Below are 14,018 nucleotides of genomic sequence, written 5' to 3'. Positions count from 1 at the left end.
GCAAATCAGGCGTGGGATTGCAGGTAGTTCTCGATACCGATGAGTTTGATCAGGCCCAACTGCTTTTCCAGCCAGTAGGTGTGATCTTCTTCGGTATCGTTCAATTGAACGCGCAGGATCTCGCGGCTGACATAGTCCTGGTGCTTTTCGCACAACTCGATGCCTTTGCAGAGTGCAGCGCGGACTTTGTATTCCAGTTGCAGGTCCGCAGCAAGCATGTCGGACACCGTCACTCCAACGATTACATCATCCGGACGCATACGTGGCGTGCCTTCGAGCATCAGAATGCGGCGCATCAGGGCGTCAGCGTGGCCGGCTTCCTCTTCCATCTCATGGTTGATTCGCTCGTAGAGCTTGGTGAAACCCCAGTCTTCATACATGCGCGAATGAACGAAATATTGGTCACGCGCTGCCAGTTCTCCGGTCAGCAACGTGTTGAGGTAATCGATTACGTCTGGGTGGCCTTGCATCGCCCTACATCTCCCTGCTTGAAAGTCTGTAGTTTGAACCAACCTGACCGGAAGGTCACTCACTTGACGCAACAAAAGCGAAGATATTCTGAGAAAAGCAGCCGAAATAACGCAAAAACCGCCCGAATGAGGGCGGTTCTGCTTCTCGTTTAGACTTCGTTAAGCTGTACACCCAACGCCTTCGCGATTGCTTCTCCATACGCCGGGTCGGCTTTGTAGAAATGCTGCAATTGGCGGTCTACCACATCCCCGGACACACCACCCATGGCGCCGGCGATGTTGTTGACCAGCAGGGATTTCTGCTCATCACTCATCAGGCGGAACAGCGCACCGGCGTGGCTGTAGTAGTCGGTGTCTTCGCGGTGATCGTAGCGATCAGCCACGCCACTCAATTTTAGTGCTGGTTCGGCATAACGAGGCGCTTGCTTCGGCGATTCTACGTAGCTGTTCGGCTCGTAGTTCGGTGCGGCGCCGCCATTGCTGCCAAACGCCATCGAACCATCACGTTGATAGCTGTTGACCGGGCTACGCGGTGCATTCACTGGCAACTGCTGGTGATTGGTACCGACACGGTAGCGGTGCGCATCCGCATAGGCGAATACCCGACCTTGCAACATGCGATCCGGCGACAAGCCTACACCCGGCACCATGTTGCTCGGCCCGAACGCCGCCTGTTCAACCTCGGCGAAGTAGTTCAGCGGGTTGCGGTTAAGCTCCAGTTCGCCCACTTCAATCAGCGGAAACTCTTTCTGCGACCAGGTCTTGGTCACGTCGAACGGGTTTTCGTAGTGCCCTTCAGCCTGGGCTTCGGTCATGACCTGGATGCAGACACTCCATTTAGGAAAGTCGCCACGCTCGATCGCTTCGAACAGATCACGCTGTGCGTAATCTGGATCGGTACCGGCCAGCCGAGCAGCCTCTGCCGGCGCCAGGTTCTTGATCCCCTGCTTGGTCTTGTAGTGCCACTTCACCCACCGGCGCTCGCCGCTGGCATTGATCAGGCTATAAGTGTGACTCCCGAAGCCGTGCATGTGACGGTAGCCGTCAGGGATGCCGCGATCCGAAAAAAGAATAGTGACCTGGTGCAGCGCCTCAGGAGAGTGCGACCAAAAATCCCACATGGCCTGAGCACTTTTCAGATTGCTCTGCGGCAGACGTTTCTGGGTGTGGATAAAGTCCGGAAATTTGAGTGGGTCACGGATGAAGAACACGGGCGTATTGTTGCCCACGATGTCCCAGTTACCTTCCTCAGTGTAGAACTTCAACGCGAAGCCCCGTGGATCTCGCTCGGTATCAGCCGAGCCGCGCTCGCCGCCAACGGTAGAAAAACGCAGGAAGGTTGGAGTTTGCTTACCCACCGATTCAAACAGCTTGGCGCTGGTGTATTCGGTGATGTCGCGCGTCACCGTGAACGTACCGTAGGCGCCCGAACCCTTTGCGTGCACACGGCGCTCAGGAATGTTTTCCCGGTTGAAGTGGGCTAGTTTTTCCAGCAAGTGGAAGTCGTCGAGAAGCAGCGGACCGCGAGGGCCGGCGGAGCGAGAATTCTGGTTATCAGCGACAGGAGCGCCACTGGCGGTGGTGAGTATTTTATTTTGGCTCATGCGATCTCTTCCTCTTCGGTCTGCCGGCTAATCGGCTTGGTGGAGAGTATTGACCACAAATGTTACACGTACAAATTCATTAACTTTTGACATTCGATAGAAATATCTAATCCATCACTTCAGACGCAAAACTTTTTGAGCGCCCACAAAAAACCGGGCACAAGGCCCGGTTTTTCGTTTCAGACTGACGTCTTACTCAGCGGATACAGCTTCACCGCCGACAGCACGATCAACCAACTCGACGTACGCCATAGGCGCATTGTCGCCAGCGCGGAAACCGCACTTGAGGATGCGCAGGTAGCCACCCTCACGGGTAGCGTAACGCTTGCCCAGGTCGTTGAAGAGCTTACCAACGATAGCTTTCGAACGAGTACGGTCGAAAGCCAGACGACGGTTAGCAACGCTGTCTGTCTTGGCCAGAGTGATCAGCGGCTCGGCAACACGGCGCAGTTCTTTGGCTTTTGGCAGAGTAGTTTTGATCAGCTCGTGCTCGAACAGCGACACCGCCATGTTTTGGAACATGGCCTTGCGGTGCGAGCTGGTGCGGCTCAGGTGACGACCACTTTTACGATGACGCATGGTTCATTCCTTACCAAACACAACGTTCGGTGATTACGACGATCAGGCAGTCGCCTTGTCGTCCTTCTTAAGACTTGCAGGCGGCCAGTTGTCGAGGCGCATGCCGAGGGACAGACCGCGGGAGGCCAGAACGTCCTTGATTTCAGTCAAGGATTTCTTGCCCAGGTTCGGAGTCTTCAACAGCTCTACTTCGGTGCGCTGAATCAGGTCGCCGATGTAGTAGATGTTTTCCGCCTTAAGGCAGTTAGCCGAACGTACAGTCAGTTCCAGATCGTCAACCGGGCGAAGCAGGATCGGATCGATCTCGTCTTCCTGCTCGATAACCACTGGTTCACTGTCACCTTTGAGGTCGACGAACGCAGCCAACTGCTGTTGCAGGATGGTTGCAGCACGGCGGATAGCCTCTTCAGGATCCAGGGTACCGTTGGTTTCCAGATCAATAACCAGCTTGTCCAGGTTAGTACGCTGTTCGACACGGGCGTTTTCCACCACGTATGCGATACGGCGAACCGGGCTGAACGAAGAGTCGAGCTGCAAGCGACCAATGCTGCGGCTTTCGTCTTCATCGCTCTGACGCGAGTCTGCCGGTTCATAACCACGACCACGAGCTACGGTGAGCTTCATGTTCAGGGCGCCGTTAGACGCCAGGTTAGCGATTACGTGATCGGGGTTAACGATCTCGACATCATGATCCAGCTGAATATCGGCAGCGGTAACCACCCCCGAACCCTTCTTCGACAAGGTCAGCGTAACTTCGTCACGACCGTGCAGCTTGATAGCCAGACCTTTAAGGTTCAACAGGATTTCAATTACGTCTTCCTGTACGCCTTCGATGGCGCTGTACTCGTGGAGTACACCGTCAATCTCGGCCTCGACTACTGCACAGCCGGGCATTGAGGACAACAGGATGCGGCGCAGCGCGTTGCCCAGGGTGTGGCCGAAACCACGCTCGAGAGGCTCGAGCGTGATCTTGGCGCGGGTTGGACTGACAACCTGCACATCAATATGGCGTGGTGTCAGGAACTCATTTACCGAAATCTGCATGGATGCACCTATTTTCTAGCCCTTACTTGGAGTAGAGCTCGACAATCAGGCTTTCGTTGATGTCGGCGGACAGATCACTGCGAGCTGGAACGTTCTTGAAAACGCCCGACTTCTTCTCAGTGTCTACTTCTACCCATTCTACGCGGCCACGTTGGGCACACAGATCGAGAGCTTGGACAATGCGAAGTTGGTTTTTTGCTTTCTCGCGAACAGCAACCACGTCACCAGCACGAACCTGGTAGGACGGAACGTTAACGGTTTTGCCGTTTACGCTGATCGACTTGTGCGATACCAGCTGACGGGATTCGGCACGAGTCGAACCAAAGCCCATACGGTATACAACGTTGTCCAAACGGCATTCGAGCAGTTGCAGCAGGTTTTCGCCTGTTGCACCTTTCTTGCCAGCAGCTTCTTTGTAGTAGCCGCTGAATTGACGCTCGAGAACGCCGTAGATACGACGGACCTTCTGCTTTTCACGCAGTTGGGTGCCGTAGTCGGACTGGCGACCGCGGCGTTGGCCGTGGATACCAGGTGCTGCTTCAATGTTGCACTTCGATTCGATCGCGCGCACGCCGCTCTTCAGGAAGAGATCGGTGCCTTCGCGACGAGCGAGTTTGCATTTTGGACCAATGTAACGAGCCATTCTTCACAATCTCCTGGATTACACGCGGCGCTTCTTCGGCGGACGGCACCCGTTGTGCGGGATTGGCGTCACGTCGGTGATGCTGGCGATCTTGTAGCCACAGCCGTTCAAAGCACGGACTGCAGATTCACGACCTGGGCCTGGACCTTTGACGTTAACGTCGAGGTTTTTCAGACCGTATTCCAGCGCAGCTTGACCAGCACGCTCAGCAGCTACTTGAGCAGCGAACGGGGTGGACTTACGGGAACCGCGGAAACCCGAACCACCGGAGGTAGCCCAGGAAAGAGCGTTACCTTGACGGTCGGTGATGGTCACGATGGTGTTGTTAAAAGAAGCATGGATGTGGGCGATGCCATCAACCACTGTCTTTTTAACTTTTTTACGAGGACGAGCAGCAGGTTTTGCCATGATTAAATTCCTGTCGATTCGCTGGGGCGATTACTTGCGGATCGGCTTACGCGGACCTTTACGGGTACGCGCGTTGGTCTTGGTACGCTGACCGCGTACTGGAAGACCGCGACGATGACGCAGACCGCGATAGCAACCGAGGTCCATCAAGCGCTTGATTTTCATGTTGATTTCGCGACGCAGGTCACCTTCAGTGGTGAACTTCGCCACTTCGCCACGCAGCTGTTCAATTTGCTCGTCGCTCAGATCCTTGATCTTAGCGGCTGGGTTTACCCCAGTCTCTGCACAGATTTTCTGCGCAGTTGTGCGACCAACACCATAGATGTAGGTCAGCGAGATAACAGTATGCTTGTTATCTGGAATGTTAACGCCTGCAATACGGGCCATTCAGTGGGACTCCAATTGACAGCTACCTACGCCCCGGAAGCCAAGAAATAGGGCGCGAGATAATATCGCTGTAATAACAAATAATCAACCCGGTAGCACACTAGCTACCGGGTTTGAAGCACAATCACACTCAGCCTTGGCGCTGTTTGTGACGCGGTTCCGCGCTGCAAATTACTCGAACAACACCTTCGCGGCGAATAATCTTGCAGTTACGGCACAGCTTTTTCACCGATGCACGAACTTTCATCACCAACTCCTCGAACCTTATGGGTACTCAGCGCAACATGCCGCTGCCGTAACCCTTCAGGTTGGCTTTCTTCATCAGGGATTCGTACTGGTGCGAAACGAGGTGCGATTGTACTTGGGACATGAAGTCCATCACAACCACGACGACGATCAGCAACGAGGTCCCGCCAAGGTAGAACGGAACGTTTGCCGCAACCACCAGGAACTGGGGCAACAGGCACACGGCCGTCATGTATAGAGCACCGAACATGGTCAAGCGAGTCAGAACGCCATCAATGTAGCGCGCAGACTGCTCACCTGGACGGATGCCCGGAATAAAGGCACCGGACTTCTTCAGGTTTTCCGCTACGTCTTTCGGATTGAACATCAACGCCGTATAGAAGAAGCAGAAGAAAATAATCCCTGCACTAAACAGCAGAATATTCAACGGCTGACCAGGAGCGATCGACTGCGAGATGTCCTGCAACCAGCCCATACCCTCAGACTGACCAAACCAGGCACCCAGCGAAGCCGGGAACAGCAGAATGCTGCTCGCGAAAATGGCCGGAATAACACCGGCCATGTTCACCTTCAGCGGCAGGTGGCTGGTCTGCGCAGCAAAAACCTTGCGGCCCTGCTGACGCTTGGCGTAGTGAACAGCAATACGACGCTGACCACGCTCAATGAACACCACGAAACCGATAATCGCTACTGCCAGCAAACCGATGGCAACCAGGGCGAAGATATTGATATCACCCTGACGCGCAGACTCGAAAGACTGCCCGATTGCTCTCGGAAGACCGGCGACGATACCCGAAAAAATCAACATCGAGATACCGTTGCCAACACCACGCTCAGTAATCTGCTCACCCAGCCACATCATGAACATCGCACCAGCCACAAAAGTGGATACCGCGACGAAATGGAAGCCAAAGTCACCAGTGAACGCAACGCCCTGCCCTGCCAGACCAATGGACATGCCAATTGCCTGAACGAGAGCGAGGACGACAGTGCCGTAGCGGGTGTACTGGCTGATCTTGCGACGGCCAGCTTCACCTTCCTTCTTCAACTGCTCCAGCTGCGGGCTGACGGCGGTCATCAATTGCATGATGATCGATGCCGAAATGTACGGCATGATCCCCAGTGCAAAAATGCTCATCCGCTCCAGCGCGCCGCCGGAAAACATGTTGAACAAGCTAAGAATGGTCCCCTCATTCTGTCGAAACAGGTCCGCGAGTCGGTCCGGGTTGATACCTGGAACCGGGATGTGTGCGCCTATTCGGTAGACGATAATCGCCAGGAACAGAAAACGCAGACGAGCCCAGAGTTCAGACATACCGCCTTTGCCGAGCGCAGAGAGAGCACCTTGCTTAGCCATTTATTCCTCGAACTTGCCGCCAGCTGCTTCGATAGCCGCACGCGCACCTTTGGTGGCGCCGATTCCCTTCCCGATGGTTACAGCGCGAGTCACTTCACCGGACAGCATGATTTTCACACGCTGTACGTTGACGTTGATCACGTTGGCATCTTTCAAGGACTGCACGGTGACGATGTCGCCTTCCACTTTGGCCAGCTCGGACAGACGCACTTCTGCGCGGTCCATGGCTTTCAGGGAAACGAAACCGAACTTCGGCAGGCGACGATGCAGCGGCTGTTGACCGCCTTCAAAGCCTGGAGCAATGGTGCCACCGGAGCGGGAGGTCTGACCTTTGTGGCCACGGCCACCGGTCTTGCCCAAACCACTACCGATACCACGGCCCGGACGATGCTTTTCGCGACGGGAACCCGGCGCTGGACTCAGATCATTGAGTTTCATCGATTAACCCTCGACACGCAGCATGTAGTAAGCCTTGTTGATCATCCCGCGATTCTCGGGAGTATCCTGGACTTCTACAGTGTGACCGATGCGACGCAGACCCAGACCCTTAACGCACAGTTTGTGGTTAGGGATGCGGCCGGTCATGCTTTTGATCAGCGTTACTTTAACGGTAGCCATGATCAGAAGATCTCCTTGACGCTTTTGCCACGCTTGGCGGCAATGGATTCAGGAGATTGCATGGCTTTCAGACCCTTGAAAGTGGCGTGAACCACGTTTACCGGGTTAGTCGAGCCGTAGCACTTGGCCAGAACGTTCTGAACGCCAGCAACTTCGAGAACGGCACGCATAGCGCCGCCAGCGATGATACCGGTACCTTCAGAAGCAGGCTGCATGTATACCTTCGAAGCGCCATGGGCGGACTTCGTTGCGTACTGCAGGGTGGTGCCGTTCAGATCAACCTGGATCATGTTGCGGCGAGCAGCTTCCATTGCCTTCTGGATCGCAGCAGGCACTTCACGCGACTTGCCACGGCCGAAGCCAACACGCCCTTTACCATCACCTACCACGGTCAACGCGGTGAAGGTGAAGATACGGCCGCCTTTAACGGTTTTGGCTACGCGGTTAACTTGAACCAGCTTCTCGATGTAGCCTTCGTCGCGCTTTTGGTCGTTATTTGACATAACTTAGAACTCCAGCCCAGCTTCACGAGCAGCATCAGCCAGCGCCTTGACGCGACCGTGGTACTTGAAGCCAGAGCGGTCGAAAGCCACCTGCGAGACGCCAGCGGCTTTAGCACGCGTAGCGACCAGCTGGCCAACCTTAGTGGCCGCGTCGATGTTGCCGGTAGCACCATCACGCAGTTCTTTATCCAAAGTCGAAGCACTTGCCAGGACTTTGTTGCCGTCGGCCGAAATGACCTGGGCGTAGATGTGCTGCGACGAGCGGAACACGCAGAGACGCACGACTTCGAGTTCGTGCATTTTCAGGCGTGCTTTGCGAGCGCGACGCAGTCGAGTAACTTTTTTGTCGGTCATTTGCTATGCCCTACTTCTTCTTGGCTTCTTTACGACGGACGACTTCGTCCGCGTAGCGCACACCTTTGCCTTTGTACGGCTCTGGTGGACGGAAGTCGCGGATCTCGGCGGCCACTTGACCTACCAGCTGCTTGTCGATGCCCTTGATCAGGATATCGGTCTGGCTAGGAGTCTCAGCGGTGATGCCTTCCGGCAGTTCATAATCCACTGGGTGCGAGAAGCCAAGAGCCAGGTTCAGCACTGTGCCTTTTGCTTGCGCTTTGTAACCAACACCGACCAGCTGGAGCTTGCGCTCGAAGCCTTGGCTTACGCCTTGGACCATGTTGTTTACCAACGCACGAGTGGTACCGGCCATTGCGCGAGTCTGTTGATCGCCATTGCGAGCAGCAAAACGCAGCTCACCAGCTTCTTCAACAATCTCAACGGACGAATGGACGTTCAGTTCGAGAGTGCCCTTGGCACCCTTCACCGAAAGCTGTTGGCCTGCGAATTTGACTTCGACACCGGCTGGCAGCTTAACGGGGTTCTTAGCGACGCGAGACATGCTTATCCCCCCTTAGAACACAGTGCAAAGAACTTCGCCGCCGACACCGGCAGCGCGCGCAGCACGATCCGTCATCACACCTTTGTTGGTGGAGACGATAGACACACCGAGACCGCCACGAACTTTTGGCAGATCCTCGACGGACTTGTACTGACGCAGGCCTGGGCGGCTGACGCGCTTCACTTCCTCGATGACCGGACGGCCTTCGAAGTACTTCAGCTCGATGGACAGCAGTGGCTTGATTTCGCTGCTGATCTGATAACCCGCAATGTAACCCTCGTCCTTCAGGACTTTGGCAACAGCTACCTTCAAAGTAGAAGATGGCATGCTTACGACGGACTTTTCAGCCATCTGGGCATTACGGATTCGAGTTAGCATGTCCGCTAACGGGTCCTGCATACTCATGGGCTAGACGCTCCTAATACACAAAAAATTAGCCTTTCGGCTACTACGTGTCGCCGAATACATCCGTGCAAAAAAGCACGGGCTCAGGCGAGCCGGGTATTCTAGACACACCCCAGAAATGAATCAAGCCCCAATAGGGGCTTGATTCAAGTACAAGGTCACCGGCGGTCAGGTTCTTGCAACCCTGAACGCCGAGACTTTGACATTGCTTACCAGCTGGCTTTAACCAGACCTGGAACGTCACCACGCATTGCCGCTTCACGCAGTTTGTTACGGCCCAGGCCGAACTTGCGGTAAACGCCGTGCGGACGACCAGTCAGGCGGCAACGGTTACGCATGCGCGAAGCGCTTGCGTCACGTGGTTGCTTCTGCAGAGCTACGGTAGCTTCCCAACGTGCTTCTGGACTTGCGTTCAGATCCACGATGATCGCTTTGAGCGCTGCACGCTTGGTGGCGTACTTGGCAACGGTGAGCTGACGCTTCAGCTCACGGTTTTTCATGCTCTTCTTGGCCATTTTCCTACTCCAATCAGTTGCGGAACGGGAATTTGAAAGCACGCAGCAGAGCGCGGCCTTCATCATCGTTCTTGGCAGTGGTGGTCAGGGTAATGTCCAGACCGCGGAGAGCATCGATCTTGTCGTAGTCGATTTCCGGGAAAATGATCTGCTCTTTAACGCCCATGCTGTAGTTACCACGACCATCGAAGGACTTGGCATTCAGGCCGCGGAAGTCGCGGACCCGAGGCAGGGAGATCGACAGCAGACGATCCAGGAACTCGTACATACGCTCACGGCGCAGGGTCACTTTGACGCCGATCGGCCATCCTTCGCGGACTTTGAAGCCAGCGATGGATTTACGAGCGTAGGTCACAACGACTTTCTGGCCGGTGATCTTTTCCAGGTCAGCAACAGCGTGCTCGATGACTTTTTTGTCGCCGATCGCTTCGCCCAGACCCATGTTCAGGGTGATCTTGGTAACGCGCGGAACTTCCATCACGTTCGAAAGCTTAAGTTCTTCCTTAAGTTTCGGAGCGATTTCCTTCCGGTAAATCTCTTTTAGTCGTGCCATGGTCTTCTACCTAGCAGTGTTCAAGCATCAACCGCTTTTTGGGTCGACTTGAAGACACGAATTTTCTTACCGTCTTCTACTTTGAAACCAACGCGGTCAGCCTTGTTGGTTTCGCCGTTGAAGATGGCGACGTTGGAAGCGTGCAGTGGCGCTTCTTTCTCGACGATACCGCCCTGTACGCCCGACATCGGGTTAGGCTTGGTATGGCGCTTGACCAGGTTCAGACCACCAACAACCAGACGGTTGTCAGCAAGAACCTTCAGCACCTTACCGCGCTTACCTTTGTCTTTGCCGGCGATCACGATGATCTCGTCGTCACGACGAATCTTTTGCATGTCGGATCTCCTTACAGCACTTCTGGGGCGAGCGAGACGATCTTCATGAACTTCTCAGTACGAAGTTCACGGGTCACTGGCCCAAAGATACGGGTGCCGATCGGCTCTTGCTTGTTGTTCAGAAGAACAGCAGCGTTGCCATCAAAGCGGATAATGGAGCCATCAGCACGACGTACGCCGTGACGAGTGCGGACTACAACAGCAGTCATCACTTGGCCTTTTTTCACTTTACCGCGAGGAATTGCTTCCTTGACGGTAACTTTGATGATGTCACCGATACCAGCGTAACGACGATGGGAGCCACCCAGCACCTTGATGCACATAACACGGCGAGCGCCGCTGTTATCGGCCACATCGAGCATGGATTGAGTCTGAATCATATAATTTCTCCGACCCCTAGTCCTTAGACTTCCACAGCGCGTTCGAGAACATCAACCAGCGCCCAAGACTTGGTCTTGGCCAAAGGACGAGTTTCACGAATAGTGACTTTGTCGCCAATGTGGCACTGATTGGTTTCGTCGTGCGCGTGCAGCTTAGTCGAACGCTTAACGTATTTACCGTAGATCGGGTGCTTAACGCGACGCTCGATCAGTACGGTGATGGTTTTGTCCATCTTGTCGCTGACAACACGGCCAGTCAGCGTACGGACAGTCTTTTCGGCTTCAGCCATGATCACTTACCTGCCTGCTGGTTGAGCACAGTCTTCACGCGAGCGATGTCGCGCTTAACTTGCGAGAGCAGATGCGACTGCCCCAACTGGCCAGTTGCTTTCTGCATGCGCAGATTGAACTGGTCGCGCAGCAAGCCGAGCAGTTGCTCGTTCAGCTGCTGTGCGGATTTTTCACGAAGTTCATTCGCTTTCATCACATCACCGTCCGTTTAACAAAGGAGGTGGCGAGCGGCAGCTTTGCAGCAGCCAGGGCGAAAGCCTCACGCGCCAGCTCTTCAGAAACACCCTCGATTTCATACAGGACTTTGCCTGGCTGAATCTGGGCAACCCAGTATTCGACGTTACCCTTACCTTTACCCATCCGAACTTCGAGTGGCTTCTTGGAAATAGGCTTGTCCGGGAATACACGGATCCAGATCTTGCCGCCACGTTTTACGTGACGGGTCAGAGCACGACGCGCTGACTCGATCTGACGAGCGGTGAGACGACCACGAGCAACAGACTTCAGCGCGAACTCGCCGAAGCTGACTTTGCTACCGCGCAGTGCCAGACCACGGTTGTGGCCGGTCATCTGCTTGCGGAACTTCGTACGCTTAGGTTGCAACATTTGGCGTACCCCTTACTTAGCAGCTTTTTTACGAGGCGCTGGTGCTTGTGGCTTCAGCTCTTCTTGGCGACCACCAATTACTTCGCCTTTGAAGATCCAAACCTTTACACCGATCACACCGTAGGTGGTGTGAGCTTCGTAGTTGGCATAGTCGATGTCGGCACGCAGGGTGTGCAATGGCACACGACCTTCGCGATACCATTCAGTACGTGCGATTTCAGCACCGCCGAGACGACCGCTCACTTGGATTTTGATGCCTTTGGCACCAATGCGCATGGCGTTCTGTACTGCGCGCTTCATAGCGCGACGGAACATTACGCGACGCTCCAGCTGCTGAGCTACGCTCTGCGCAACCAGCATACCGTCGAGCTCCGGCTTGCGGATCTCTTCGATATTGATGTGCACAGGCACACCCATTTGCTTGGTCAGGTCCTGACGCAGTTTCTCAACATCTTCACCTTTCTTCCCGATAACGATACCTGGACGAGCGGTGTGGATGGTGATGCGTGCAGTTTGGGCCGGACGATGGATATCGATACGGCTTACGGACGCGCTTTTTAGTTTGTCTTGGAGGTACTCACGCACATTCAGATCTGCGAGCAAATAGTCCGCATAAGTCCGACCGTCTGCGTACCAGACGGAGGTGTGCTCCTTGACGATTCCCAGGCGAATGCCAATGGGATGTACTTTCTGACCCATCTCTTCGACTCCGTTACTTGTCAGCAACCTTGACAGTGATATGGCAAGACCGCTTGACGATGCGATCAGCACGGCCTTTGGCACGTGGCATGATGCGCTTCAGCGAACGCCCTTCGTTGACGAAAACGGTGCTGACCTTCAGGTCATCAACGTCTGCGCCTTCGTTATGCTCGGCGTTGGCTACGGCCGACTCCAGCACTTTCTTCATGATCTCGGCGGCTTTCTTACTGCTGAAAGCCAACAGGTTGAGCGCTTCGCCCACCTTCTTCCCGCGGATCTGGTCGGCGACCAAGCGGGCTTTCTGGGCGGAGATTCGAGCGCCCGACAACTTAGCGGCTACTTCCATTTCCTAACCCCTTAACGCTTGGCTTTCTTGTCAGCCACGTGCCCGCGATAGTTACGGGTACCGGCGAACTCGCCCAGTTTGTGGCCGACCATGTCTTCGTTCACGAGAACTGGGACGTGCTGACGACCGTTGTGTACTGCGATGGTCAGACCGACCATTTGTGGCAGGATCATCGAACGACGCGACCAGGTTTTCACCGGTTTGCGATCATTCTTTTCCGCCGCCACTTCGATCTTCTTCAGTAGGTGAAGATCGATAAAAGGACCTTTTTTCAGAGAACGTGGCACTGTCGTATCCCTCTATTTACTTGCGACGACGGACGATCATTTTGTCGGTACGCTTATTACCACGAGTCTTCGCGCCCTTAGTCGGGAAGCCCCATGGCGATACCGGATGACGACCACCAGAGGTACGACCTTCACCACCACCATGTGGGTGGTCAACCGGGTTCATGGCAACACCACGAACGGTTGGGCGAACGCCACGCCAGCGTTTGGCACCAGCTTTACCCAACGAACGCAGGCTGTGCTCGGAGTTCGAGACTTCGCCCAGGGTCGCACGGCATTCAGCCAGCACTTTACGCATCTCACCAGAACGCAGACGCAGGGTCACGTAGACACCTTCACGAGCGATCAGCTGAGCCGAAGCACCAGCGGAACGAGCGATTTGCGCGCCTTTACCTGGCTTCAATTCGATGCCGTGTACGGTGCTACCAACTGGAATGTTGCGCAGTTGCAGAGCGTTGCCCGGCTTGATCGGCGCCAAGGCACCTGCGATCAGCTGGTCGCCAGCGCTCACGCCTTTAGGGGCGATGATGTAGCGACGCTCGCCATCTGCGTACAGCAGCAGAGCGATGTGAGCAGTACGGTTTGGATCGTATTCGATACGCTCGACAGTGGCAGCGATGCCATCTTTGTCGTTGCGACGGAAGTCGACCAGACGGTAATGCTGCTTATGACCACCACCAACGTGACGCGTGGTAATACGGCCATTGTTGTTACGACCACCAGACTTCGATTTTTTCTCGAGCAGCGGTGCGTGAGGAGCGCCTTTATGCAGCTCCTGGTTGACCACCTTGACCACAAAACGGCGGCCAGGGGAAGTCGGTTTGCATTTAACGATTGCCATGAT

At 55.0% G+C, this 14,018-nt stretch carries 26 protein-coding genes; all 26 read right to left on the bottom strand.

The features are described 5' to 3' along the window. Positions 1-5: 5 nt before the first annotated feature. The 26 genes from bfr to rplB all read right to left on the bottom strand — a co-directional run bounded on the left by bfr (position 6) and on the right by rplB (position 14,015). Positions 6-470, bottom strand: coding sequence for a bacterioferritin (bfr, locus tag AB4N64_RS27980; RefSeq protein WP_460120430.1), 465 nt, complete (start codon positions 468-470; stop codon positions 6-8). A gap of 149 nt (positions 471-619) precedes the next feature. Then, the gene (locus AB4N64_RS27975) at positions 620-2,074 is read right to left on the bottom strand and encodes a catalase (RefSeq protein ID WP_460120428.1); all 1,455 of its coding nucleotides are present in this window, start codon (positions 2,072-2,074) and stop codon (positions 620-622) included. A 192-nt stretch (positions 2,075-2,266) separates the two neighbouring features. Beyond that, positions 2,267-2,653 (bottom strand): 50S ribosomal protein L17, encoded by a 387-nt coding sequence (gene rplQ / locus AB4N64_RS27970; protein ID WP_007955635.1) that lies wholly within the window; start codon positions 2,651-2,653, stop codon positions 2,267-2,269. Positions 2,654-2,695: 42 nt separating this feature from the next. Further along, positions 2,696-3,697, bottom strand: coding sequence for a DNA-directed RNA polymerase subunit alpha (locus AB4N64_RS27965; protein WP_003176403.1), 1,002 nt, complete (start codon positions 3,695-3,697; stop codon positions 2,696-2,698). A 22-nt stretch (positions 3,698-3,719) separates the two neighbouring features. After that, positions 3,720-4,340: a 30S ribosomal protein S4 gene (gene rpsD / locus AB4N64_RS27960; RefSeq protein WP_122852423.1), complete on the bottom strand. Its 621-nt coding sequence runs from the start codon at positions 4,338-4,340 to the stop codon at positions 3,720-3,722. An 18-nt stretch (positions 4,341-4,358) separates the two neighbouring features. Next, positions 4,359-4,748, bottom strand: a complete 390-nt coding sequence (gene rpsK, locus AB4N64_RS27955) for a 30S ribosomal protein S11 (RefSeq protein WP_002555466.1) — start codon at positions 4,746-4,748, stop codon at positions 4,359-4,361. Positions 4,749-4,778: 30 nt separating this feature from the next. After that, on the bottom strand, positions 4,779-5,135 hold the full coding sequence (rpsM, locus tag AB4N64_RS27950; protein ID WP_009045849.1) for a 30S ribosomal protein S13: 357 nt from the start codon (positions 5,133-5,135) through the stop codon (positions 4,779-4,781). Between the two features lie 130 nt (positions 5,136-5,265). After that, positions 5,266-5,382 carry a 50S ribosomal protein L36 gene (rpmJ, locus tag AB4N64_RS27945; protein WP_002555468.1) on the bottom strand — a complete coding sequence of 39 codons (117 nt, stop codon included), beginning with the start codon at positions 5,380-5,382 and terminating at the stop codon, positions 5,266-5,268. Positions 5,383-5,409: 27 nt separating this feature from the next. Then, on the bottom strand, positions 5,410-6,738 hold the full coding sequence (gene secY, locus AB4N64_RS27940) for a preprotein translocase subunit SecY (RefSeq protein ID WP_003228718.1): 1,329 nt from the start codon (positions 6,736-6,738) through the stop codon (positions 5,410-5,412). Then, positions 6,739-7,176, bottom strand: coding sequence for a 50S ribosomal protein L15 (gene rplO / locus AB4N64_RS27935; protein WP_003228720.1), 438 nt, complete (start codon positions 7,174-7,176; stop codon positions 6,739-6,741). A 3-nt stretch (positions 7,177-7,179) separates the two neighbouring features. Then, positions 7,180-7,356 (bottom strand): 50S ribosomal protein L30, encoded by a 177-nt coding sequence (rpmD, locus tag AB4N64_RS27930; RefSeq protein WP_003176408.1) that lies wholly within the window; start codon positions 7,354-7,356, stop codon positions 7,180-7,182. 2 nt (positions 7,357-7,358) lie between these two features. Beyond that, on the bottom strand, positions 7,359-7,859 hold the full coding sequence (rpsE, locus tag AB4N64_RS27925) for a 30S ribosomal protein S5 (protein WP_460120424.1): 501 nt from the start codon (positions 7,857-7,859) through the stop codon (positions 7,359-7,361). Positions 7,860-7,862: 3 nt separating this feature from the next. Next, entirely contained in the window at positions 7,863-8,213 is a 351-nt protein-coding gene (gene rplR / locus AB4N64_RS27920) for a 50S ribosomal protein L18 (RefSeq protein ID WP_003186037.1), read from the bottom strand. A gap of 10 nt (positions 8,214-8,223) precedes the next feature. Beyond that, on the bottom strand, positions 8,224-8,757 hold the full coding sequence (rplF, locus tag AB4N64_RS27915; RefSeq protein WP_025129400.1) for a 50S ribosomal protein L6: 534 nt from the start codon (positions 8,755-8,757) through the stop codon (positions 8,224-8,226). A 12-nt stretch (positions 8,758-8,769) separates the two neighbouring features. Continuing rightward, entirely contained in the window at positions 8,770-9,162 is a 393-nt protein-coding gene (gene rpsH / locus AB4N64_RS27910) for a 30S ribosomal protein S8 (RefSeq protein ID WP_017848802.1), read from the bottom strand. Between the two features lie 209 nt (positions 9,163-9,371). Continuing rightward, complete coding sequence (gene rpsN, locus AB4N64_RS27905; RefSeq protein ID WP_003228726.1) at positions 9,372-9,677, bottom strand: 30S ribosomal protein S14; 306 nt, start codon at positions 9,675-9,677, stop codon at positions 9,372-9,374. 13 nt (positions 9,678-9,690) lie between these two features. Next, positions 9,691-10,230 (bottom strand): 50S ribosomal protein L5, encoded by a 540-nt coding sequence (gene rplE, locus AB4N64_RS27900; protein ID WP_003210069.1) that lies wholly within the window; start codon positions 10,228-10,230, stop codon positions 9,691-9,693. 20 nt (positions 10,231-10,250) lie between these two features. Then, positions 10,251-10,565, bottom strand: a complete 315-nt coding sequence (gene rplX, locus AB4N64_RS27895) for a 50S ribosomal protein L24 (RefSeq protein ID WP_003186046.1) — start codon at positions 10,563-10,565, stop codon at positions 10,251-10,253. An 11-nt stretch (positions 10,566-10,576) separates the two neighbouring features. After that, the gene (gene rplN / locus AB4N64_RS27890) at positions 10,577-10,945 is read right to left on the bottom strand and encodes a 50S ribosomal protein L14 (protein WP_002555479.1); all 369 of its coding nucleotides are present in this window, start codon (positions 10,943-10,945) and stop codon (positions 10,577-10,579) included. Positions 10,946-10,968: 23 nt separating this feature from the next. Next, positions 10,969-11,235 carry a 30S ribosomal protein S17 gene (rpsQ, locus tag AB4N64_RS27885; protein ID WP_003176419.1) on the bottom strand — a complete coding sequence of 89 codons (267 nt, stop codon included), beginning with the start codon at positions 11,233-11,235 and terminating at the stop codon, positions 10,969-10,971. A gap of 2 nt (positions 11,236-11,237) precedes the next feature. Further along, entirely contained in the window at positions 11,238-11,429 is a 192-nt protein-coding gene (gene rpmC / locus AB4N64_RS27880) for a 50S ribosomal protein L29 (RefSeq protein ID WP_002555481.1), read from the bottom strand. Next, positions 11,429-11,842, bottom strand: a complete 414-nt coding sequence (gene rplP, locus AB4N64_RS27875; protein ID WP_003228729.1) for a 50S ribosomal protein L16 — start codon at positions 11,840-11,842, stop codon at positions 11,429-11,431. Before rplP ends, rpmC begins: the two co-directional genes overlap by 1 nt. Positions 11,843-11,854: 12 nt before the next feature. Next, a complete protein-coding gene (gene rpsC / locus AB4N64_RS27870) occupies positions 11,855-12,541 on the bottom strand; it encodes a 30S ribosomal protein S3 (protein ID WP_007970424.1) in 687 nt (228 codons plus the stop codon). A 13-nt stretch (positions 12,542-12,554) separates the two neighbouring features. Further along, complete coding sequence (rplV, locus tag AB4N64_RS27865; RefSeq protein ID WP_003103908.1) at positions 12,555-12,887, bottom strand: 50S ribosomal protein L22; 333 nt, start codon at positions 12,885-12,887, stop codon at positions 12,555-12,557. Positions 12,888-12,898: 11 nt separating this feature from the next. Beyond that, entirely contained in the window at positions 12,899-13,174 is a 276-nt protein-coding gene (rpsS, locus tag AB4N64_RS27860; protein WP_085585806.1) for a 30S ribosomal protein S19, read from the bottom strand. A 16-nt stretch (positions 13,175-13,190) separates the two neighbouring features. Then, the gene (rplB, locus tag AB4N64_RS27855; protein WP_007924198.1) at positions 13,191-14,015 is read right to left on the bottom strand and encodes a 50S ribosomal protein L2; all 825 of its coding nucleotides are present in this window, start codon (positions 14,013-14,015) and stop codon (positions 13,191-13,193) included. Between the last annotated feature and the right edge of the window lie 3 nt (positions 14,016-14,018).

Source organism: Pseudomonas sp. S2_C03 (genome assembly GCF_054668405.1).
Note: the sequence above shows the minus strand (reverse complement) of the source record. Positions and strands in the feature narration are given on the sequence as shown.